Consider the following 21,684-nt stretch of genomic DNA (forward strand, 5'->3'; position numbering starts at 1 on the left):
CCTCAGGCGGTCGTCGGCAGAGTGACCTGGCCGCGATAGAGCAGCCGCACCCCGTCGGACCCGATCGCGGTGCGGCCGTGCAGCGTCCGCTGGTTGTCGATCACCAGCAGGTCACCGGTCTGCCAACGATGCTGATAGAGGTAGCGCGGCGAATGCAGGTGCGCCGACAGCTCCGCGAAGAATGCGGCGGAGTCGTCGGCACTCACGCCGGCGACGCGCACCTGCCAGCCCTGCGGCACATCCGGCGGGAAGCCGAGTGCCAGGTTCAGCGAGCGCACCCGGCCGTAGTCGCGGGTGGTCGGGATCTCGTACCAGTCGGCGGGTACCTGCGGGAAGTAGCCGCGTTCCTCGACGAGGTATTCGAGTCGGCCGTCGGCAACAACCTTGCCGAGGTGCGCAGGGATCTCACGCCACGCGGCGAGCTGGTCGCACACCGTGGTCTCGCCGGAACCAGGCTCGTCGGCGAAGTCCTTGGCGTACAGGACGATCAGGTCGACCTGCTCGCCCACCAACAGTCCGTCGGTGTGTAGCGGGAGGGGGCCGCGGCCGGTGACGACCTTTCCCACGTCCCTTGAGGCGTTGAGCAGCAACAGATCGGCCTGGCCCTCGCCGAACTTGTGATCCACGGTTTGGCCGAGGAGGTGGACGAGCCGCTGGAAGGCATTCTCGGTGAAGTCCAGGCCGCGGGTCAGCGCGACCCCGCTGGTCAACGCCGCCTCCTGGGACCGCCGGGCCAGCTCTTCGACGGTCTCCCCGGGCGGCGACGTCAACACCGTGCCGAAACCCGAGTCGGTCAGTGTGTTCTCGGCCATCATCATCTCCTCGTTCATCGGATCGCGGCGAGCGCGCGTGCGTAGACCTCGTCGGCGCTCCAGTCGTCGAGGTGTCCTTGACCGGCCAGCGCCAGAAGGTCGGCGAAGCATGCTTGGTAGATGCGGGAGGGGTCGCTCTGCCCGGAGTCCGCAGTGAGCCGCCGCCGCACCCCGTCCTGCAGGTTCCCGCCGTGGTGTACGGCGATCTTGCGGCGCCACGCGATGGCGGGGGTGACGTGGACGGCCATCGCGGTCCGCAGATGGAACTTCTCCCGGCCGTCGCGGACCTTGCACGCGGGAGTGGTCTCCAGCGCGGTGCGCATCACCGGGAGCGTCCAGAACGGGTGGAACGTCTCGACGCCGTACGCCAGCGCCATCCGGTTGGCCAGCTCACCGCTGGTGCGGGTTCGCGCGACCGCCTCGATGCCCTGGTCGATCAGCTCGTCCGGGTGTTCGAACGGGGTGAAGAGCCCGGCATTGATGAGGTCGCTGCCGTACCCGGTGAGCAGCACGCGACCCGGTTCGACGACGCCGGACTGGTAGAACGCCGTGGCCGTGAGCGCGACCTCGACCACCTCCGGCGTGGTCACGCCGAGCCAGCGGACGGCGGCGGGGATGGCACGGATGATGCTGTCCTCGTCGAGCAGCAGCGGATGCAGCTTGAGGCCGGCGACCTCGCACAGCTCCGCGGCGTCGGAGAACTCGTCTCCCCAGGGCGTGCCGACACTGTACGGCCGCACGTCGAGGTTCCGCGCCGCGGCCAGGTAGGTCACGGTGCCCGAGTCGATCCCGCCAGAGAGCAGAGACGCGTACGTGGCCTCGGGGCGGACGGCGGCGATGCCGGCGATCACCGCATCCAGCTCGGCCAGTTGCGCCTGCCCGGCAGCGAGCGGATCGTCCCGAAACGGCGTGCGGAACCGCTCGAGGAAGTCCTCGGCTTGGGGGGTGGTGCTGGTCAGCCAGCCCGAAGCGGTCCGGGCACGGCGCTGCCGGACCGAGTGGTCCAACCGTCGGATCCCGTCGACCAGCGTGGCTTCCGGATCGGTGCCCACGGGACCCGAGTGCACCCGGGCGGCGAGGCCCCACGCGGGCAAAATAGCCGCGGCGAGCAGCAGGTCGGTGAAGAAGGCGAAGCCGCCGGTCGCGGGGTCCTCGGCGACGTAGATGGCGTCCTCGTTGAACACCGAGGTGAACGCGGTCACGGCGTCCTCGGCCACCTGCAGCACGGTCCGCTGCGCCGGTTTCGTGGGCAGCTCGCCGAGCGCGGGCGCCGCCGTCAGCGTACGGACGTCGACATCGAACGGCGCGGTCGCGGGTAGCCCCGCCGCGAGGCCACGGTGGTAGACGAACAGATCACCGACCTCGACGCACGCACCCATCGACTCAAGTCCGGTTATGCGCCGGTTGGCGACGACCACCCAGCCGCCGCTCATGCCTTGCCCACGATCCGGCGCATCTCCCGCTGCGGCCGCCCCGAGGCGAATCCTGCCCGGTGTGATCTCTTCGCGTTGTCCCGCAGGACGTGCAACCCCTGGATGTAGTCGCGGTTCATCTGCGGCTTCGTGTTGCGCACGGCCGCCGGGTTGTAGTCGGCGAAGGCCGCCGCGCGGGCCAGCGCGGTCGGCAGCACCTCGGCCGCGGGCACCGCCTGGTGCAGCAGGCCGTCCCGCAGGGAGGACTCGGCGGGCCACTCGTCACACGACAGGAGCATGTGCTGCATCACCGAACGCCCGGCCGAGCGTTCCAGCATGAACGCGCCGAAATTGCATGCGATACCGACCTTGAACTCGGGCATGCGCAGGATCGACGAGTCCGCACCGACGCGGTAGTCGCACGTCAGCAAGAGTTGCAGGCCGATCCCGATGGCGTAACCCTCGACGGCGGCCACTGTGGGTTTGGTGACTTCGAGGCTGGCGACGTAGAGCTCGGTGATGTTGTCGATCCACTCGTCCACCTCGTCACCGCCCGAGAAGTGGCTGACCTCGTGAAAATCGCCGCCCACGGCGAAGGAGTTGCCCTCGCCGCCGTGCAGCACCACGGCGGCGACCGCGTCGTCGGCCTCGAGCTCGCGGAGGATCCCGGTGAGTGCGCGCATCCGGCCGTTGCTCATCGCGTTCGAGTGATGCGAGCCCTCGAACGTAACCTGCGCGACGCCGTCCTTCGTCATCACGGTGAAGGTGTCACGGGGCTGTATGTCGACAGCGTTGTTCATCAAGCTGGTCCTCCATGACTTTTCGGGGTGCGAGATGGCGCAGACAATCGCGCCTCTCCCCGGGTTAAACACGTTGATTACTCGTTCATCAACACGGTGATCACCCTTCCGCCAACGTTGCCGGAATGGGCCGCACAAACGGGGTTTTACCCCCGGCGACTTCCGTGCGCCCGCCACGCCGCCACCGTGGCGGCTCCTGCTTCGTCAGGAGGAGCTTGATGTCGGCACCGGGCGGGTCGGTCGACCCGCGCGAGCGGCGAGTCCGGCGGAGACCCGTCCGGTGGCGACCTCCTCGACCGGTCCGGTCAGCCGGACCGCGCCGCCGGCGTCGACGGACACGGTGACGGCGCCACCGCGCATCCGGACGTCGACCTCGTCGCCCACCAGACCGAGACGCCGCACCGCGGCTGCCGCCGCGCAGGCCCCGCTCCCCGACGCGAGCACTGGCCCGGCACCGCGTTCCCACACCACGACCTCGAGCGAACTCCGGTCACGCACCACCGCGAACTCCACGTTGACCCGGGTGCGGAACGCAGAGTGCCGGCCGATCAGCGGCCCCAGGTCCCGCGCGGCCGACTCGTCCTCGGCCGGTAGGACGACGACCGCGTGCGGGTTTCCGTTGTGGACGCAGGTCACCCCAAGGGTCCGCCCGGCGACGGGCAACGGGTGGTCGACGACCGGGCCGGAACCCCCGACCAGGCCGACGGCGTCCGCGTCGAAGTCCGGACGACCCAGGTCGATCGACACCAGCCCTGCGGACCGGTCCAGTACCCGGACACCGGTGTGGCGGAACCCCGTGTCCAGCACGAACTCCGTAGCGCCGCCTCGGGACAGGTGCAGGGCGAGAATGCGCAGCCCGTTCGCGCTCAGCTCGCAGGGGCTCCCGTCCGGGTTGAACAACCGGGTCGGCATGGGTTGGCCCGCGCCCGCCGGCGGTCCCCGGAAGACGATTCCGTCCGCGCCGATCCCGAAGTGCCGGTCGCACATCGCGATCGCTGTCGCCGGTGCGGCGGGCAGCCCGTCCTCCGGATCCACGACCAGGTAGTCGTTGCCCATCGCCTGGTACTTCGCGAAGCGCGGAAGGCCTGTCCCTCGCGGCGAGGTCACCTGCGGCTGCCGTCAGCCCACCGCGGGGCGGTCTCGGCGAGCCGCTCGTCAAGGTAGCGAGCGGACGAGTTGAGCCGCCACACGGTCCCGCGTGCGATGCCAATACGCATGGCCTCGGAGGTCGCCGCCGGTTTCACCACGTTGTGGAACCACCCGGCTGCGTGCTGGGAGTCGACAGTGATGTGCAGCCTGTGGTACGTGATCCCGACCTCCGGCAGCCCCAGTCGCTCCCATGCGCGTACGACGCACACGAACCGGTCCGGCACCAGCCACTCGGTCATCCCGAGGTAGCCGACCGCCTCGGCGTACCGGCACCGGTAGCGCGACAGCATCACCGCGAGGTTCCCGGACAGCAGCGCCGTGCCCGTGAGCCGGTCGGCGACCTCGTCGTCCCGCACGTCGAAGACCTCGAAGATCCGTTTGAAGAGCGTGGTGTGCACCTCGTCCGGCCGGCCGTTGCCCATTTCGTCCCAGTAGTTCGCCGCGATCTCCATCTTCGCGGGACCGTCGGTACCGACCTGCATGAGGGCGAGCAGGTCGTCGAACCTCGCGTCGATGACCGACTCCTGGATCATGTACAGACGCAGGTCCTCGGAGTCGGCGTGGTTGCTGATGAAATCGGTGTAGTAGGGATGCTTGTACACCCGGTGCTGCTTGGCCAGCGACTTCAACCAGGAGACGTAAGCGGCTGGTTCGGTCGGCATGCCGTCCAGCAGGCCGGCTTCGATGCGGGCGTCCTCTGCGGCGCCCGTGGCGGACTCCACCAGGCGGGCGATCTCGTGAATCACGACCGATCCCTCGGCGCTCGGTTCACCCGGAGCGATCCGCAACCCCAGATCATAGATTCGGGCGAGGAGCTGTTGCTGCTGCAAAAATGCATCCGGGTCACCCGCGGTAGCGCGGTCGTTCAGATCTCCCACCCGTTCGAGAACCTGCTCCCGCAGCGCACCGCGCACCGCGCGGTCAAGCTGATCCGCTGATATCGACAGCCAGTCCGAGATGTCGTCGACGACAGAAGCTGTTCGTTGCACGGTCGTACCCCCATGGAAATAATGTGTCGTCTGATATCAGTCTCGCGCCGCGGAGGGCTGCCATTCCTCGACCTCGACGCGGTTGTCGTGGAACACCGCACCGCCGCCCATGTCGGCGTCCCGCTCGTTCACCGTCGCGTTGACGGTCGAGCCGCCTGTGAGCTTCATCCAATGGCCCTTTGTGGTCGCTACGACTCCGCTGCGGATGTGTGCGGAGGCGTACACGGTGGAGACGAATGAACCGCGGTCGTTGAAGACCACGACCGGTGTGCCGTCGGTGAGCCCACGAGCCGCCATGTCGCCCGGGTGCAGCTCGACCCGTGGCGGACCAGCCCGGCGCCGCAGTTCCGGCTTGTTGGCGAAGACCGAGTTGAGGAAGAAGTGCGAGGCACCGGCGATCAGTGAGAGCGGGTACCGCGCGGCCAGTTCCGGGTCGGTCGACTCGCGTGGCGGGGTGTATCCCGCCACTGCCTCGAACCCAGCCTCCACGGCTCGCTCGGACCGGAATTCCAGTTTGCCGGACGGTGTCGGGAAGCCGTCGGCGAACGGCACGAAATCGGCCGGATAACTCAGTCTCGCCCACCCGTCTCGGCGTAGGGACTCGACATCGATACCGTCCAGCGATGGATGGTCCGAGGCCAGCAACTGGGCCGCCAACTCCTGGTCCGAATCGTAGAGACTCGGCTCGGACAACCCCATGTGCCTGGCGATTCGGCGGAACATCTCCGTCGTGGACAGGCAGTCGCCCGGAGGGACCGTCGCCGGCTCGTTCCACGCGATGTACATGTGGCCGTAGCCGTCGAGGACATCCAGGTGCTCGGTCTGCATGGTCGCGGGCAGCACGATGTCGGCGTAGTCGGCGGTGTCGGTCTGGAAGTGGTCGACGACTACCGTGAACAGGTCTTCGCGGGCGAGGGCCTGGCGAACGCTTTGCTGATCCGGGTTGCTGACCACCGGGTTGGCCCCGTACACGAACAGCGCCTTGACCGGCGGGGTCAGGTCGAGGAGGTTCTGGCCGAGCCTGGTCATGGAGAGCCGCCGCACCGGCGCCGCACGCAGGTCGCTGCGGAGGAGCGCCTCCCGGTTCCCGCCGAAGTACCCGTCGGTCGAGTAGGTGAGGCCACCACCCAGCCTGCCCCAGTCACCGGTGACGCCGGGCAGGCAGGCGAGCACGCGGACGGCCGCGCCGCCGCCCGCGTGGCGCTGCATCCCGCTGCCGGCGCGGATGCCGGTGGGTCTGGTGGTGGCGATCCGTTCCCCCAGCCGCTCGATCTGCGCGCGGGAAACGCCGGTCAACTCCGCGGCCCGTTCCGGAGGGAACTGCTCGATGCGGGCGTGGAACTCGGGCCACCCCAGTGTGTGGTCGGCCAGGTAGTCACGGTCCGCCCCGCCGGCGGCGACCACCACGTTGAGCAGGCCCAGCGCGAGGGCGGCGTCGGTACCGGGCCGCGGTGCCAGGTGCTCGTCGGCCTGCTGGGCGGTCCTTGTGGCCACTGGGTCGATCGCGACGACGTACGCGCCCTGCTCGCGTGCCTTGTTGATGAACCGCCACTGGTGATGGCTTGTGGTGAGGGTGTTGACGCCCCACAGCAAGATCAACCGCGAGTGGGCCAGCGACTCCGGATCGATGCCCCGGTGGGTGCCGGTGGCGAGGTCCGCGCCGACCAGCCCCGCCGCCGAACAGATCGTCATGTCGTGCTCGGAGGCGCCGAGCACGTTCCACAACCGTGCGCCGGCCTGGCCCTGGAGCCCTTGGAGGTACCCCAGGTTGCCCGTTCCCTGGTACGGCCAGATGGACTCGCCGCCGTACTCGTGACGAACCCGGTCGAACCGTTCGGCGATCTCGTCGAACGCCACGTCCAGGCTGATCCTCGTGAACCTGCCGGTGCCCTTCGGGCCGGTGCGACGCAGTGCATGACGGAGACGATCGGGCGACGCCGCGTGGTCGAGGTACTGGTTGACCTTCACGCAGAGAGTGCCGTGGGTGAAGGGGTGCTCGGGGCGACCACGCAACGTGACGGCGACACCGTCGCGGACGCCAACTATCCAGCTGCAGGCATCCGGGCAGTCCAACGGGCATCCACCCGAAACCTCACGGTCGACCACAGTGACACGTCCACCCGTCGCCCTCATGGCGCCAAGGGTTCGCTGTCGAGCACCGCCTGGTCGTGCTCCTCACCGTACCAACGCTCTGACCAGCGCGAGAACGCGGCGATGACGATGTCGCGGTGCCCCTCCTGGCCGGAGATACCCGGGTGCAGATCTGTGACGTCGTGTGCGACGGCGCGGTCATCGAGCAGCGCAGCATGGCCAGGCTGGACGGTGCCACGCCAGAACGGCTCGGAGGAGTCGAGGGACTTCCACAGCCGCATCTCGCCCCCGGTCACATTGTGCCTATTGAAGACCAGGATCGCGACGTACTCGTGCCCGTCCTTATGGACGCCCTCCGGGGTGACCAGCCCGGGTTTCGCCTCCGTGGCGCGGCTGCGGTTCTGATGAACGTTCACCTGCCAGCTCTCGGAACGGTCCAGCGGCAGGCTGGCGGCGACCGCGTGCAGGTAGGGGAGGAAGTCGGCCTGCAATGGCTCGTACTCGCGCATGATGCCGCCCGCGACGGTGTTGTACTTGCGGGACTGGCCGTAGGGGCGGTGCGCGAGCAGCTCGAACGTCCAGGCGTCGGAGGTGTGGTCGAGCTTGTACTGCGAGAAGCGCTTGTAACGCGTCTGGTTTCCCATGTAGACATCGAGCGGGACATTGTCGTAGCTGTCCAGCACCTCCTGCGAGATCGGAGGCAGATCAATGATGTCATAGCCGTCGGCGAGTGTTGACATGCAAGTCTTCCGTTCTGTTCAGCAGTCTTGTTCGGGAGAAGTGCCGATTGGCCGAATCTGGGTGGCGACGAGATGACTCAGGGACCGTCGTTGGCAACCCGATTCGTCGCCGACTCGTTCCTCACCCCATAAAGATCCAAGCATTTACATTGGACTATGTAAACGGTAGCCAGTGGACCTCGTTGACGTCAAGACCGTCCGTACGAAACTTTACTTAGCGAAAAATGTTGAACGGCAAATGGGCGCACGGAAGCACGCGGTGCCGCTAGCATCGAGGACCGCCGCCGACCTGGTCAGAAATACCTGGCCAACTCTCCCCGCCGCCGGATGTCGAGAGAACAGCAATGCAGTCCGCCCCCGAGAGAACGGCCGTGCCGGAACCGCACGGGTACCGGCTCCACCCCGGCCTGCTCCAGCTGACGCATTAGGGAAACCTGGGTGGACGGGACGAGCACACGATCCGGGCCGAGCGCGAGGAGGTTCATCCCGACCCAGCGAGAAGCTCGTGGCCAGTCGAAAGCGAAACCGTCATCCTCGATATCGGTGACCCACAGCGTCTTCCAGCTCCGCAGCGGGCTCGGTATCATTTCGGGCGTCATTTGAGAGGCGTTGGCCAACAGCAAGCCCGGCCGAAGAATGTGCAGTGTCGTGTCCACGTGATCCGCGCAGATGGACATCTCGTGCACCGTGAAATCCGGCCCCAAAGTTCGCTGGAGCCAAGTCGCACCTCGCCGGTTACCGGTGCTGCTGACGTTGAAAAAAATGTCGTACCCGCATCTCAAGAGGTTCGCGGCATCGAACAAGGGTTCATCGTCGGCAACTACGGAGGCATTCGACTCGTAGATGTACGTGGAGTCAGGCAGCTTCGGCTTCGGCGCCGACAGCCATCGGGCTCCGGAATCGAAGTACTCGCGCAGCAGGTCGCGAAACGGGAAGACCTCGAAGTACCGGGACCGCATCGGCATCGGGACCTCGATCAGCATGTCACCGATGACCGACAGGCAGTCTCGCGGCATGAGCGCATGCATCGCGACGGACGCCCAGTTCGGTGACGAATACTGCTGTCCCGCCACCGGGCGTTCGGGGCGTCGAACGGCGACACCGTGCGACTCGAGTACCGCGGTGAGCTCGTGAAAGTCCTCTTCCGCTTCGTCGACGACTCGATCCAGCATCGCGCTGGGGATCTTCTCACGCTCCGCCTCGTCGGGTCGTTCGAAGAAGTGGCGGAGGGAGGGGTCCACGGGCGGGGGAGTGAAGCCGACGGCCGTACCCAGCACGACCTCCTCCAGCGGGTCCCAGTCGTTACTGCTCCACACAGCGTTCACGGACATCGGCAATCCCCTCGATCAGGTGGCAGGTAGCCGGGCTGTCACCGGCGTCAGAAGACCGCCTTCAGCTCACGCGGACGCGGTCGCCGAACCGCACCGAGCCCTCACGGATGACTTTCGCGTACACCCCGAAGTTGGTGTTTCTCCTTTCCGCCAGCACCCGGAGGACCTCTTTGTCGCGGGGCACGCCCGGCTGCGGCAGCGTGACCGTCACGCACCGCTCGGTCTGCTCGGTGATCTCGAGTCTCGTGGTCTCCCCGATGGACACCTCGCGGCCGATCCAGTCGTCCTCGAATCCCGGCCCCCACTCCCCGGCGATGACGATATTGGGCCGGAAGCGGGCCACCGGGACCACGCTTCCTCCCGGCACCTCGGCCGCCAGCGCGGTGAGGGCCGACCGTGAGATCAGGTGGACCGCGCCGATGTCGAAGTGAGGTGTGCCCGACTCCCGGGAAGCCCGCACCGGCTCACCGGCCAACGCCGTGAGCGCCGCGTCCAGGTCGGGGTCGCCGGCAGTCAGCACGGCGCCGGTCGGCGCGTGAACCTCGACGCGACCGTGGCGTGTGCGCGCCGCGTAGGCGAGCAGGCCGTCGAGGCGACGGACGTGCTTCCAGGTCTTGCAGCTGCCCACCCGCCCATCCGGGAAGGTGGCGGCCCACTCGCGGTCGCCGGCCATTCCGCGGCTGCCCAGCCGTACGTCATCGACCGTCTCGCCCCGCATGGACTTGAACGGATACCGGTAGAGCGCTTCGACTGTCGCCTCGACAGCGAACACGAGAGACTCCTTCGCGCGAGGCCCGGACGGTTGGCCGGGCCGGGTCATCGGTCGAACAGCACCAGGCTGGCCAGGGCGATGAGGACGGCGCTCGACAGGTAGTTGAGCGCACGCCCCACCCGGGGACGTGTGGCGATCTTGGAGGCCAGGGTGCCTCCGGTCACCCCGACGGTGACGTCGATGGGCAGGGCGGTCAGCGGAACGATCAGGCAGAACCCGATCAGGACCAGCAGGCCCGGATCGTCGAGACTGACGATGATTTGCGGGACCAGGGCGAGGAAGAAGGTGACCGTCTTCGGATTCGTGCCCTCCACCAGGAAGCCCTGAAGGTAGCTTCGCAAGCCGGACACCCTGGCCGGTCTCTCGGTTCGTACCGTGAATGGCTGGTCACGGAGCCCCGAAATGCCCAGATAGAGCAGGTACGCCGCACCGGCGAACCGCAGCACCGTGAAGGCCAGCTCGGACGAGGCGATCAGGGCGGACGCGCCGATCGCCGTCAGGAGCGCCCACATCGCACTCCCGCTAGCCAGCCCGAAGGCCGCGAACACTCCGGCGATCCGCCCGTTGACGACGCTGCGCGACATCACGTAGAGGATCGACGGCCCAGGGCTCAGGTTCAGCAGGAACGCACTGAGAGCGAACGAGGCAAGGATGGTGAGCGTCAACTCGCTGGCCTTTTCTGTTCAGGAAAGCGTCGCCGGCGCGACGGAGTCACAGGTACGTCTCGAGCTCGCCGCGCCGGCGGACGTCCAGGGAACAGCAGTGCAGTCCGCCGCCGAACGTGCGGCCGTGCCGGAAGCTGGTGGGGACCGCGGTGATGCCGGCGTTCTCCAGCTGCTTGATCACCCGGGTCTGGTTGGCCGGCACCACGACCGTGTCGGGGCCGAGGGCAAGAATGTTCATACCGACCCAGACGGACGCGCGCGGCCAGTCGAAGGCATAGCCGTCGTTCTCTGGTGTGTCCACCCAGATGGTCTTCCAGGACCGCAGCGGGGCGGGAATCTGATCCGCGGTGAGGCGTTCCGAGTTGGCCAGCAGCAGCCCCGGCCGCAGGATGTGCAACGTCGTTCCGACGTGATCACTGCAGATGGAGATCTCGTGCACCCGGAAGTCCGAGCCCAGCTGCCGGCGCAGCCAGGCCGCCCCCCGCCGGTTGCCGGTGTTGCTCACGTTGAAGAAGATGTCGGTCCCGCACCGGAGCATGTTGGCCGCGTCGAACAACGGCTCATGCTCCGCCACGACCGAGGCACCAGGTTCGTACACGTAGGTCTCGTCGGGCAGCAGGGGCTTCGGCGCCGAGAACCAGGAGGCGCCCGCGTCGAAGTACTCCCGGAGCAGGCGCCGGAACGGGGCGGTCTCGAAGTAGCGGGCACGCATCGGCATCGGTGCCTCGATGATGCGGTCGCCGATCACCAGCAGGCAGTCCCGCGGCATCAGCGCGTGCATGGCGACGGATTCCCACTCCGGAGTGGCGTAACGCCGGCCCACGGCGGTCGCGTCCGGACGGCGCACCCGTACACCGGCACTCGTCAACGTCTCGGTCAGCAGGGCGAAGTCCTCCTCGGTCTCGTCCACCACGCGTTGCAGCGTGCCGGCGTCGATCCGCTCGTCCTTGGCGTCCGCCGGGGGCTCGAAGAAGTGCCTCAGTGAAACGTCCACCGGAGGCGGGGTGAGTCCGGCCGCGGAGCCCAGAATGACCTCCTCCAGCGGATCCCAGTCGTTGACACTCCAGACGGTGCGCGTCATCACTGCTCCTTGGATTGACTCGGGCGGAAGCTGAGGCCGAAAGGCTGGTCCGTGGGCATGAGCTCGATGAGGCTCACGTTGACTCGCTGAGGCTGGGAGATGCACCACTCCACCGCCTCGGCGATGTCCTGCGGGGTGAGCGGGTCGCTACCGTCGTACAAGGCGTCTGCCCGCTCCTGATCCCCGTCGAACCGGGTCAGAGCGAATTCCGTACGGGCCATGCCGGGGGCGATGCAGCTGACGCGGATGCCGCTGCCCTCCAGATCGGTGCGCATGTTGAGACTGAGCTGGTGGACGAACGCCTTGGTGCCGCCGTAGACGTTCCCACCGAGGTAGGGGTACACCGCGGCGATGGAGCCGATGTTCACCACGTGGCCGCGGCCGGCGGCCAGCATGACGGGCAGGGCCGCGCGGACGCAGTGCAGGAGCCCCAGCACATTCGTGTCGACCATCTCGCGCCAGTGGCGCAGCTCGGCGTCCTGGATCGGGCCGAAGCCCTTCGAGAGACCGGCGTTGTTGACGAGGACGCCCACATCGGAGAACGGTGCGGGCAGGTCGCCGAAAGCATGGGCGACGGCGTCGCCGTCCCGAACGTCGACGGTCAGCGGATGCACCAGGTCGTGGCCGAGGCGGTCGGCGAGCTCGGTGAGCCGTTCGGTGCGACGGGCCAGCGCCACGACGGGCCGACCGGTCTTCACCAGTCGCTCGACGACGGCCCGGCCGAAACCCGACGACGCGCCGGTCACTATCGCAGAAGGCAGCTCTGTCACTGTTTTTTACCCTTTCCCTAGGCCGACGACCGTCTGATCCAGCGGCGGTAGACGACGGAATTACGCGCGGGATCCAGCTGGCTCACCCAGCGCCGAGGCCCGGCAGCCGGCTCGACCTCAACGAACCCGTGTCCGAGGAACCACGCGTTGGTCGGGCTGGACGCGGCGTACAGCGCACGCGCCGATGACCGGGCCGCTTCCTGGAGGGTCCGTTCGAGCAGAAGGCTTCCGGTCCGGCGGCCCTGGAAGCTGCTGTGGACGCACAGGTTGTCCAGGACCCAGTCGCCCCCGAAGCGCTGGACGCCGGCGCAGGCCACTATCCGGTTGTCGTCCTCGACGACCAGGAAGTCGGCGTGACGCCGGGCGAACTCAACGACGTCGCGATGACGCAGCCGACCGAGCGCGACGAACGGAGCGGACAGGTCGTGCAGGGCCTCCGCGTCCGCCCGGCGGGCTCGTCGCAGAGACAGGAGGGAAGCCTGACTGACGGAGGTGTTCACCGAGAACTCTCGTCGAACGTCGCCGACCCGCCCGAGACCGGGCACCGCCACTCCGCCGGCTGCGGACGCCCCGAGTACTGGAGAGCCTCCGGCTGCTCCCCGAAGTCGGCGAGGTTCGGGTTGATGGACCCCTGAAGCCGCAGCTCGCGGGCTCGGATCTTGTCCTGGAGCGAGGCGTAGAGCCCCTCCTGCTTCAACTGGTCGAACTGGACGTGGGAGTTGAAGACGAGCACCGGGTGCGTGAACCGACGGGAGATCCTCGACGCCTGGGAGTGCAGACCCACGACGAAGAACGGATGTCCGGCGACGCTGTAGGCGAAGTCCAGGGAATGGGGATCACTGGAGACGCCCGGCGCCCACGCGTACTTCTCCCGATCCACCTGGCGAAGCATGGCGAGCTGCGCCCAGAGGGTGTGCTCGAATTCCGTCTCGCTCAGCCGCCGCGGATTTTCGAAGATGGCCGCGAAAGAGCTGAACCTGGTCTCGTGCAGCCGGGTCTGGTCGACGAAGCCGACAATTTCTCGGTGCAGTTCACGGGTGCTGTCGGCGTCGAGCATCGACTTCAGTTCGACGCAAGATAGTTGCTTCTGGCGTACCGACGCGCGTGCACCGAGGCAGGAGAAAGTGGTGCCGTCAATCCAATTCTCGAATGCTGATGTCAGAAGTCCAGGTTTCTGGACAAACTCATCCTGTCGAGCCATTGAAATACCCCGTAACTTGGTGGCACCACCGTGATTCAGGCACATACATGGCCCCCCTCCATCTGCCTTGGACAAGCATGGTCAGTGATGTAGGCTGATTTCTTGACGGCGAGTTGACAGTGGCGTTGACACGGTGGGGTACGGCCTGAGCCGCGGGGTTGTCCGGCTTAGGCGATCAACGGGGGCATTGTGGGCTTGATGATTCTTGGGCCGGTGGAAGGTCGCTCGCAGGGTCGACCTTCGTCGATGGGAAGACCGCAACAGTGCACGGTTCTGGCCGCGCTGGCCGTGGAGGTCGGACGGACGGTGCCGGCCGACGTGCTCGTCGAGCGGGTGTGGGGCCAGGAGCCACCCGAGCGGGCGCGGCGCACCTTGCACAGTCACATCACCCGCATCCGGCGGTTGCTGGAGATGATCGACACGAGATCCGGGGATCCGGCCCGGCTGCTGCTGGGCTCCGGGGGCTATCGCCTCGACATGGCGCCCGACGACATCGACCTGCACCGTTTCCGCGGGCTGGTGAAGCGGGCCGACAGACGGCTGTGCTCCGAGGCCGAAGCGCGGGGGCTGCTCCGGCAAGCCGTCGCCCTGTGGCGCGGCGAGCCACTGGCCGGCCTGACCAGCGCCTGGGCGGAACGCACTCGGGACGCGTGGACGCTGGAGCGGCTGGACGCCGTCGTCGCCTGGGCCCGGACGGAGCTGGCGATCGGGGACCCCCAGGCGGTCATCGTGGAGCTGAACGTGCTGGCCTACGACTATCCGCTGGTGGAAAGCCTGGCGGCGACGCTGATTCAGGCCCAGTACGCTGCTGGGCGTACGAGCGAGGCCCTCGACCGCTACGCGGCCGTGCGCCGGCAGATGGTCGAGGCGCTCGGCATCGAGCCGGGCCCCGAGCTGCAGCGGGTGCAGCAGGCGATCCTGCAGGGCGACCGGATGGGACCGACCGGCCCGGCGATCAGCCGTGACGCCGTTCTCGCACCGCAGGTCCGGATCCCGCCCCGGCGCCCGCCCCATGCCGTCGCCGGGCCCGCACCGCGCCGGCCCCTGGTCGTCCCGGCGCAGCTGCCGATCGACGTCCGGGGGTTCGCCGGCCGCGACTCGGAGATGGCCCAGTTGTCGGACATCCTCGAAACTTCCCAGGCGGAGAAGCAGCCCGCGCTGTGCGTCCTCTGGAGTGCCGCTGGATCAGGCAAGACCTCACTGGCGGTGCACTGGGCACACCGGGTGGCGCAGCAGTTCCCGGAGGGGCAGCTCTACGCCAACCTGCGGGGCTTCGAGCCGAGCGGCGTGGTGGTGCGGCCGGAAGAGGTCACCCGCATGTTCCTAGACGCGTTCCAGGTGCCGCCGCAAAGCATCCCGGTCAGCCTGGAGGCACAGGCGGCGTTGTACCGCAGCTGCGTCGCTGGTCGCCGGATGCTCGTGGTTTTGGACAACGCGCGTGACGTCGACCAGGTCAGGCCCCTGTTGCCCGGCACCCCCGACTGCCTGGTCCTGGTCACCAGCCGCCGTGCGTTGCCCAGCCTCGTGGCGACCGAGGGCGCTTATCCCATCGCGGTCGGCCCGTTGCCGTGCGACGAGGCCAGGCGGGTGCTCTCCAACCGGCTGGGCGCCGCCCGGGTCACGGCGGACAGCGCGGCCGTCGACCGGCTCATCGCCCGGTGCGCCGGGTTGCCGCTCGCCCTGGCCCTCGTCGCCGCACGCGCCGCGACCCACCCTGACCTGGACCTTCGTACGCTCGCCGACGAGCTCGACGCGGCGGTTGGATCGGCCGGGGCGCCGGCCGAGGCTGAGGCCGGGAGGGACGTCCACGTCGTATTCGTGTGGACCTACCGGACGCTGAGCCCGGCCGCGGCGAGACTGTTCCGCCTGCTGGCGCTCTCGCCCGGTCCGGACATCGACGAACTGGCCGTGGCCCACCTCGCGGCGCTGGACCTGCCCGCGACGCGGACGTTGCTCAATGAGCTGAAGGACGCTCAGATGGTCAGCGAGCACAAGCTGACCCGGCTGTCCTTGCACGAGTTGCTCCGGGGCTACGCGATGGAGCTGGTCCACGCGGTGGACAGCGCGGAGGAGCGGTCCGCCGCTGTTCGCCGGCTGCTCACCCACTACGTGACCTTGTCACGCCGCGCCGCCGTACTGCTCGAGCCGCATCTGTCTCAGGAGGCTGGGGAGGGCCCGGACGCCGGGTTTCCCCGGATCACGACGGCCCGGGAGGCGGTGGAGTGGTTTACCGCCGAGCACGCGATGCTGCTCGACCTCGTTCGCCGGGCCGGGGACGAGGGTCATGACGCGAGCCTGTGCAGCCTCGCTCGATCGTTGATGGAGTACTTCAACCGCCAGGGCCATTGGCGGGACCAGATCAACACGCAGCGGCTTGCCCTGGACGCCGCCCGGCGGCTCGGCGACCGGCGCGCCATGGGTCAGGCGCACCGCGGCACCGGGGTGGCCCATGCCTGGCTGGGCCGGTACGACGACGCTTACACGCACAGCCGGAGTGCGCTCGACCTCTCCTGCGAGGTCGGTTCGACGAGTGATCAGGCCCAGGCGCATCTGGCCCTGGCGCGCGTCTTCGAGCGGCAGGGCCGCCACCGCGAGGCGCTCGACCACGATCAGGCCGCCCTCATGTTGGCCGAGATCGCGAACGACCGGCTGGCGCACGCGGTCTCGCTCAACAATGTCGGCTGGTCGCTGGCCATGTTGGAGCAGTACGAGGCCGCCAAGGACCACTGCGGCCGGGCCCTGGTGGTGCTGCGGGAGTTCGGCGACCTGTCTGGGCAGGCGGCGACCTGGGACAGCCTGGGCTACATCAACCACCAACTGCGTCATCCGGCCGAGGCGATCGAGTGCTACCGCGAGGCGATCAGGTTGAACCGGGACGCCGCGAACCGTTACGCCGAGGCCGACAGCCAGCACCACCTCGGCAACACTCTGATGACGATGGGCGACTTCGCGGGTGCCAAGGAATGCTGGCAGCAGGCCGTGGTCATCCTCGACGAGCTGAACCACCCCGACGCCGAGACGGTGCGGGAAAGGCTGACCGGTCTCGAGCAGGCGCAATCCGGGATCGGCGGGCGGCACTGATCGCCCGGCCGGCCCAGCGGGTTGGCCGAGGCCCTTCAGGTACTCCTCGTGCGCCCGCAACGACGCCAGTCCCTCGTTCAGCGTGTGGGTCACGTCGGCGCCGTTGCGGGCCGCGGGGGAGTAGGCGGCCCATACCTGCCGCACCCCGCTCCAGGGCTCCAAGCACTGTCCGGAAAGTTCGCAGCAGCCTGACCGGGGCCAGGAGTCGTGACTGGTGCGGGTCGTCCCTACCGCAGGGCGACGGGGGCCACTAGGAGGGCTGGCCCTCTCGGTAAGGTGATGACGGCGCCGATGAACACGGCCGCAGCGGACGTCGAGATGAGCACCGCTGGGTCAATGAGATTCCCGACGGCGGCCAGTGTGAGCCCCGCGAGCGGCATCGGCACAATCAGCAGCATGCCAAAAAGCCCCACGGTCGCCGCGTAGTTCTCCAGTGGCACCCGACGCGCTCTGACGACCCGGATGTACACGCTGAAGAACGAGTCGAGCAGCAGGAACGCACCGAGGCATCCAGCGAAAACCCACAGCTGGGCCGCCAGCGCGACGCCCAACGCGGCCAGGCACATCCCCACCGCGACAGCGATCCCGATCGTCGACAGCGACACACGCGAGGTCAGCCGGTGGAAGGCCAACAGGCCGACGATGGCCGGCACGCTGCTCGCCGCGTACATCAGGCCCAGCTCACTGCTGCTTGTCCCGAACGTTCCGAACGCGATCTGGGGCGCAGCCCCGTTGATCAGCGCGAGCACGTAATTCAGGCCCATGGTGACCAGGACGATCCGGCGCAGGACCGGGTCCTCGAGCGCACCGCGTACGGTCGCGCGTAGGGTGCGCTTCGCTGTCGAAGTGGGCGCCGTGCCGCCCGAGGGGACCGATATCGACATCAGCAGCGAGACCCCGAACAGGCCCGCCGCCACGAACATCAGCGCCGGCGGTGGGAACGACAGCACCACGCCCGCCGCCGCCGGCCCCAGGACCATCGCCGCCTGCTCGAAGGCGGTCAGCTGCGATTGGAATCGCTCCTGCCCCTCGGGGCGGACCAAGTACAGTCCGATCTTCTCGCCCCCGACGAAGGTCAATTCGAAGCAGAGGCCCACGACCATCGCGAATATCATCAGCACCGGCAACACCGCACCGGGATACACCGCCATCATCAGCCCAGCCACCAGCGCCGTCGCGGTCCTGGTCAGATCCGCCACGACCATCAAGGTCCGCTGCCGTATGTTGTCGAGCCGCAGGATCGCTGCCGACAGTCCCAGGAGCCTCGGTCCCCACTGGAAGAAGACCGCTGCGCCCGACCAGCGCACATCGGCGGTCACGCTGTAGGCGAACACTGGTACCGCGAACAGGACCAGGTAGTCGCACAGCCAGCTGGCGAACCGCATCGCATAGTACTTCGCGATACTCACGACAAATACGCTGCAACCGGTCGCAGTTCCCGGCCCAGTCGCTCGTTGACCGTCATAGCGGCGTCTGGATCGGAAGCGCGATAGCGGACATACGCCACGCGTCGGAGGGCCTCATAGGTCGAGGGAATCTGCTCGCCGGCGGGGACGAGCACCTTTCGCTCCACGACATCGGCGTAGCGCGGCACGTCGTCCCATCCCTCGATACGTGTGTAGGCGGTGATGCTGCCGGGGTCCACGAAGCGAATCCCCGCAGCCCCCCCGATTGCCGCGTGTTCATCGAGGCAGGTCTCCGGGTTCGCGCCGACCGCCATCAACAAGGCGGCGTCCGCCATCGACACACCTGTGACGTCGGCTACCAGGTGCACGATCTGGTCTCCCGGCAGTCGTGCGGCGATCTCCATGAGTACCGGTCCGTTCGCGGACAGGCGCATCTCGCAGTGGAACACGCTATTTTCCAGCCCGACTGCCCGGACCACCTGGCCGACGTACCGCTCGATCGCGCCCAGATCGTTGGGTCCCAGAGGAGCGGGTGTGATGTGACCGAGCTCGACAAAGGTCGGCTCGGGGCCGAGGAGCTTCCTGGTCACTGCGGCGATGCGCACCTCGCCGCGCCAAACGTATCCGTCGGCGCTGTACTCGTCGCCGGAAACGTATTCCTCGATGACGACCTCGTCACCGAGCGGCCTGCCAAGGTCGATCATGCCATCGGCCTCGATGGCTGCGTACGCCCGCACAGCCTCGGCCGTGTCGTGCGCCTTCAAGACATGGATGCTGCTCGACGACTCAACCGGTTTGACCACCACCGGGAACGTCAGCGCCGCGCACGCGAGCTCCGCCTCGGCGCGGGAGGCCACCTCCCGGTGCCGGGGCGACCGGACGCCGGCGCGTTGCAGCGCCTCACGCATTTTGGCCTTGTTCCGAACGAGCGCGACATCGGTGGTGGTCAGGCCCGGCAGACCGAGTTTCTCCGCAACTCGGGCCGCGATCTCGACGTGAAACTCCGAACCGGCTACGACACCATCGAGCCCGGCCCCCACTGGCGAGCGACTCACCGCTTCAACGATGGCGTGTGCGTCATTCGTATCTACCTGGACGAGGGTGGATGCCAGATCCTTGGTCGCCGCCGTCAGAGTTCGGTCTTCGGCATCGAAGCTCGCCACCACGATGTTCCAACCCATGGCTGCGGCTCGGACGACGAGCTCGTTGCCGGAAGATACCGGTTCAACGATGAGTACTGATGTCATCGTTCCTCTTGAGTCTTGTACTGCTCAACGATCGTCATACGACGACGACGGCGGCGGCTGGACAGACGGACACATTCGGCCAAGCTACCAGCCTCCACAACAGACACTCAATCCGCCCGGAAACCTATCCAGTTATGAGGTGGCAACTAAACTGGTTCCATACGGACCACCTTGAGACCGCAGGGCCCGCCTGAACGCCTAATCGGGGAGCGCGCCGCCTGTCTCGCTAAGAGTGTTTCCGGTGATCTTGGGTAGTAGGTTTCAGCGGCTGGAAAGCGGTCGCTGAAGGTGATGGCGAAGGCGTTCAACGCGGGTTTCCAGCGCGGCAGAGGCGCGACGGATAGCTGACGCCTTCACCCAGCCGTACCGGTACGCCGCTGTCAGTACGGCAGGATTGGCGCCGGCTCGTTCGGCTCGTTCCCGGTGCTCGTCACGGCCCGCTACGAGTTCGCGATCGTCCTCAGGCGCGGAGGCGTTCCAGCCCGCCCAGGAGCAGGTCGAGGGTGAACTCGAACTCGGTCTGGCCGTCGCACCAACCGAGGGTGGGGTCGGTGACGTCGTGGATCTCGGTGGCCACCATGGCCGTCAGGTGCGGTAGCGCATCGGCCATCGCGGCCAGGTCCGCCTCCGCGACGTCGTCCTCCATGCTCCCGCCAGCTGACGACGGGCTGAAGATCTCCTGCGCGAACCCGAGCGGCAGACTGCCGAACGCGTGCATCGCCCGATGCGCGAGGCGGTGCGAGAACCCTGCACCGAGCAGGGTGCCCACGATCCCGTCGTAGTACGCGTACAGACCGACGGGGATGGTGCGACGCGAGCCCAACAGCCCGGGCACCCACGGGTGACGCAGCATGATCTGACGCGCCGCGAGGAACTGTCGGCGCAGCCGGGTCTGCCAGTCTTCATCCCGATCGCTCGTGGCGTTGCCGCCAACCGCCGCATGGATCTCGGCGACCACGGTCTCCACGACGCCGTCGAGGAGTGCCTCCTTGGCGGGCAGATGGTGGTAGAGCGACATGGCCTCGACACCGAGGTCGGCAGCGAGGCGACGCATCGTCAGCGCCTTGACCCCCTCAGCGTCCGCAAGGGCAACCGCCGCTGCCAGTACGCGTTCGCGGCTGAGCGGTTGCCGAACTGCCTTCGCTGCCACCTGTCCTCCCACCTCTTGCCGGCACCTTACATCGTATGGTTACCTTACATTGTAAGGATGGTGGTCGGAGCGCGACCACCACCACGCCGGTACGGCCCCAAAGGAGCCACCATGCCCGCGCTTGTCCGTACGGCCCGCGTGACCGGGCTGCTCTACCTCGCCCTCGCCTTCGCCGGCGCACTGGGCTTTCTGCTCATCCGGCCGCGACTCTTCAGTGCCGAGGACCCCAACGCGACGCTCGCCAACCTGGTCCAGCACGAATCACTCGCGCGCGTCGGAGTCGCCTTCGAGCTGCTCATCGTCATCAGCCAGGCCCTCGCCGCCGCATGGTTCTACCGACTGTTCCGCACCGCGGACCGGCTTGCCGCCGGCGCCATCGCCGCCTTCGGCCTCATCAACGCGGTCGTGGTCCTGGTCAGCGCGGCACTGCTCGCCACGGCTGTCGACCTCGCGCTCGACCCGGTCGGCGACGCGGCGGCCACCGTCCAACTTCTTTACCTGACCAGCGGCAACCTGTGGGGCGTCGGAGCGCTGTTCTTCGGCCTCTGGCTCATCCCCATGGGGCGCTGCGTGCTCCGCTCGAACTGGATGCCCCGCCCACTCGGCTGGATCCTCGTCGGCGGCGGCATCGGATACCTGCTCAGCGCATTCATCGGATACCTCGCCCCCGACGCACAGGCCATCGCTGACCTTCTGGTCGCTCCCGCGACGATCGGTGAGTTCTGGATGATCGGCTACCTACTGACGCGCGGCGTCCGCCGCCACGCATACGACCAGGCGCCATCCGACGGGCAACCGGTGGCCGCGCCGGTGACCGTCTAGCCGCGACGCCCCCTTCGGACACAAACAATGTGCCCACGGTGTGCGCTGAGATCCACTGCGGCGCGCACCGTTTGTGTTCAGGCTGGTAGTTCGGCCGGAGTCTGTGTTGCCGGTAGACCTCGGCCTTGTCGGCGGGGGCCGGCGTCGTGGAGCACGGCGGCGATG

General features: G+C 67.8%; 20 protein-coding genes. 3 read left to right on the forward strand and 17 right to left on the reverse strand.

Annotation, left to right across the window (positions count from 1 at the left end):
* Window positions 1–2: 2 nt before the first annotated feature.
* From DLJ59_RS13675 to DLJ59_RS13695, 5 genes are all read right to left on the reverse strand, one after another.
* Window positions 3–812 (reverse strand): TauD/TfdA dioxygenase family protein, encoded by an 810-nt coding sequence (locus tag DLJ59_RS13675; RefSeq protein ID WP_158630830.1) that lies wholly within the window; start codon window positions 810–812, stop codon window positions 3–5.
* A 14-nt stretch (window positions 813–826) separates the two neighbouring features.
* The gene (locus tag DLJ59_RS13680; RefSeq protein ID WP_124772887.1) at window positions 827–2,245 is read right to left on the reverse strand and encodes an asparagine synthase C-terminal domain-containing protein; all 1,419 of its coding nucleotides are present in this window, start codon (window positions 2,243–2,245) and stop codon (window positions 827–829) included.
* Complete coding sequence (locus DLJ59_RS13685) at window positions 2,242–3,096, reverse strand: enoyl-CoA hydratase/isomerase family protein (RefSeq protein ID WP_208648673.1); 855 nt, start codon at window positions 3,094–3,096, stop codon at window positions 2,242–2,244. The genes DLJ59_RS13680 and DLJ59_RS13685 overlap by 4 nt, the downstream gene beginning before the upstream one ends.
* A 132-nt stretch (window positions 3,097–3,228) precedes the next feature.
* A complete protein-coding gene (gene dapF / locus DLJ59_RS13690; RefSeq protein ID WP_124772888.1) occupies window positions 3,229–4,131 on the reverse strand; it encodes a diaminopimelate epimerase in 903 nt (300 codons plus the stop codon).
* Window positions 4,128–4,919 (reverse strand): iron-containing redox enzyme family protein, encoded by a 792-nt coding sequence (locus DLJ59_RS13695; protein ID WP_244236006.1) that lies wholly within the window; start codon window positions 4,917–4,919, stop codon window positions 4,128–4,130. Before DLJ59_RS13695 ends, dapF begins: the two co-directional genes overlap by 4 nt.
* Between DLJ59_RS13695 and DLJ59_RS37395 the strand changes: the two genes are divergently transcribed.
* On the forward strand, window positions 4,911–5,111 hold the full coding sequence (locus tag DLJ59_RS37395) for a hypothetical protein (RefSeq protein WP_244236007.1): 201 nt from the start codon (window positions 4,911–4,913) through the stop codon (window positions 5,109–5,111). The genes DLJ59_RS13695 and DLJ59_RS37395 overlap by 9 nt on opposite strands.
* 87 nt (window positions 5,112–5,198) lie before the next feature.
* On the opposite strand, the gene DLJ59_RS13700 is transcribed toward DLJ59_RS37395, so the two are convergent.
* The 9 genes from DLJ59_RS13700 to gntA all read right to left on the reverse strand — a co-directional run bounded on the left by DLJ59_RS13700 (window position 5,199) and on the right by gntA (window position 13,858).
* Window positions 5,199–7,295: a molybdopterin-containing oxidoreductase family protein gene (locus tag DLJ59_RS13700; protein ID WP_124772889.1), complete on the reverse strand. Its 2,097-nt coding sequence runs from the start codon at window positions 7,293–7,295 to the stop codon at window positions 5,199–5,201.
* Window positions 7,292–7,993: a 2OG-Fe dioxygenase family protein gene (locus DLJ59_RS13705; protein ID WP_124772890.1), complete on the reverse strand. Its 702-nt coding sequence runs from the start codon at window positions 7,991–7,993 to the stop codon at window positions 7,292–7,294. The genes DLJ59_RS13700 and DLJ59_RS13705 overlap by 4 nt, the downstream gene beginning before the upstream one ends.
* A gap of 293 nt (window positions 7,994–8,286) precedes the next feature.
* Window positions 8,287–9,324, reverse strand: coding sequence for an inosamine-phosphate amidinotransferase 1 (locus tag DLJ59_RS13710; protein WP_124772891.1), 1,038 nt, complete (start codon window positions 9,322–9,324; stop codon window positions 8,287–8,289).
* A 61-nt stretch (window positions 9,325–9,385) separates the two neighbouring features.
* A complete protein-coding gene (locus tag DLJ59_RS13715) occupies window positions 9,386–10,096 on the reverse strand; it encodes an MOSC domain-containing protein (RefSeq protein WP_158630831.1) in 711 nt (236 codons plus the stop codon).
* A 44-nt stretch (window positions 10,097–10,140) separates the two neighbouring features.
* Window positions 10,141–10,761, reverse strand: coding sequence for a LysE family translocator (locus DLJ59_RS13720; protein ID WP_124772893.1), 621 nt, complete (start codon window positions 10,759–10,761; stop codon window positions 10,141–10,143).
* A 46-nt stretch (window positions 10,762–10,807) separates the two neighbouring features.
* On the reverse strand, window positions 10,808–11,842 hold the full coding sequence (locus DLJ59_RS13725) for an inosamine-phosphate amidinotransferase 1 (RefSeq protein WP_124772894.1): 1,035 nt from the start codon (window positions 11,840–11,842) through the stop codon (window positions 10,808–10,810).
* The gene (locus DLJ59_RS13730; protein ID WP_124772895.1) at window positions 11,842–12,612 is read right to left on the reverse strand and encodes an SDR family NAD(P)-dependent oxidoreductase; all 771 of its coding nucleotides are present in this window, start codon (window positions 12,610–12,612) and stop codon (window positions 11,842–11,844) included. Before DLJ59_RS13730 ends, DLJ59_RS13725 begins: the two co-directional genes overlap by 1 nt.
* 17 nt (window positions 12,613–12,629) lie before the next feature.
* Window positions 12,630–13,112, reverse strand: coding sequence for a GNAT family N-acetyltransferase (locus DLJ59_RS13735; protein ID WP_158630832.1), 483 nt, complete (start codon window positions 13,110–13,112; stop codon window positions 12,630–12,632).
* On the reverse strand, window positions 13,109–13,858 hold the full coding sequence (gene gntA / locus DLJ59_RS13740) for a guanitoxin biosynthesis heme-dependent pre-guanitoxin N-hydroxylase GntA (protein ID WP_341869588.1): 750 nt from the start codon (window positions 13,856–13,858) through the stop codon (window positions 13,109–13,111). The genes DLJ59_RS13735 and gntA overlap by 4 nt, the downstream gene beginning before the upstream one ends.
* A gap of 201 nt (window positions 13,859–14,059) precedes the next feature.
* Between gntA and DLJ59_RS13745 the strand changes: the two genes are divergently transcribed.
* A complete protein-coding gene (locus tag DLJ59_RS13745; RefSeq protein ID WP_158630833.1) occupies window positions 14,060–16,894 on the forward strand; it encodes an AfsR/SARP family transcriptional regulator in 2,835 nt (944 codons plus the stop codon).
* Between the two features lie 227 nt (window positions 16,895–17,121).
* On the opposite strand, the gene DLJ59_RS13750 is transcribed toward DLJ59_RS13745, so the two are convergent.
* The 3 genes from DLJ59_RS13750 to DLJ59_RS13760 form a co-directional block, all read right to left on the reverse strand.
* The gene (locus DLJ59_RS13750) at window positions 17,122–18,303 is read right to left on the reverse strand and encodes an MFS transporter (protein ID WP_124772899.1); all 1,182 of its coding nucleotides are present in this window, start codon (window positions 18,301–18,303) and stop codon (window positions 17,122–17,124) included.
* Window positions 18,300–19,547 carry an ATP-grasp domain-containing protein gene (locus DLJ59_RS13755; RefSeq protein WP_124772900.1) on the reverse strand — a complete coding sequence of 416 codons (1,248 nt, stop codon included), beginning with the start codon at window positions 19,545–19,547 and terminating at the stop codon, window positions 18,300–18,302. Before DLJ59_RS13755 ends, DLJ59_RS13750 begins: the two co-directional genes overlap by 4 nt.
* Before the next feature lie 460 nt (window positions 19,548–20,007).
* Complete coding sequence (locus DLJ59_RS13760; protein WP_124772901.1) at window positions 20,008–20,697, reverse strand: TetR/AcrR family transcriptional regulator C-terminal domain-containing protein; 690 nt, start codon at window positions 20,695–20,697, stop codon at window positions 20,008–20,010.
* 111 nt (window positions 20,698–20,808) lie between these two features.
* On the opposite strand from DLJ59_RS13760, the gene DLJ59_RS13765 reads away from it, so the two are divergent.
* Window positions 20,809–21,519 carry a DUF4386 domain-containing protein gene (locus DLJ59_RS13765; RefSeq protein WP_124772902.1) on the forward strand — a complete coding sequence of 237 codons (711 nt, stop codon included), beginning with the start codon at window positions 20,809–20,811 and terminating at the stop codon, window positions 21,517–21,519.
* Window positions 21,520–21,684 lie beyond the last annotated feature (165 nt).

The organism is Micromonospora inaquosa (genome assembly GCF_003857055.1).
GTDB lineage: Bacteria > Actinomycetota > Actinomycetes > Mycobacteriales > Micromonosporaceae > Micromonospora > Micromonospora inaquosa.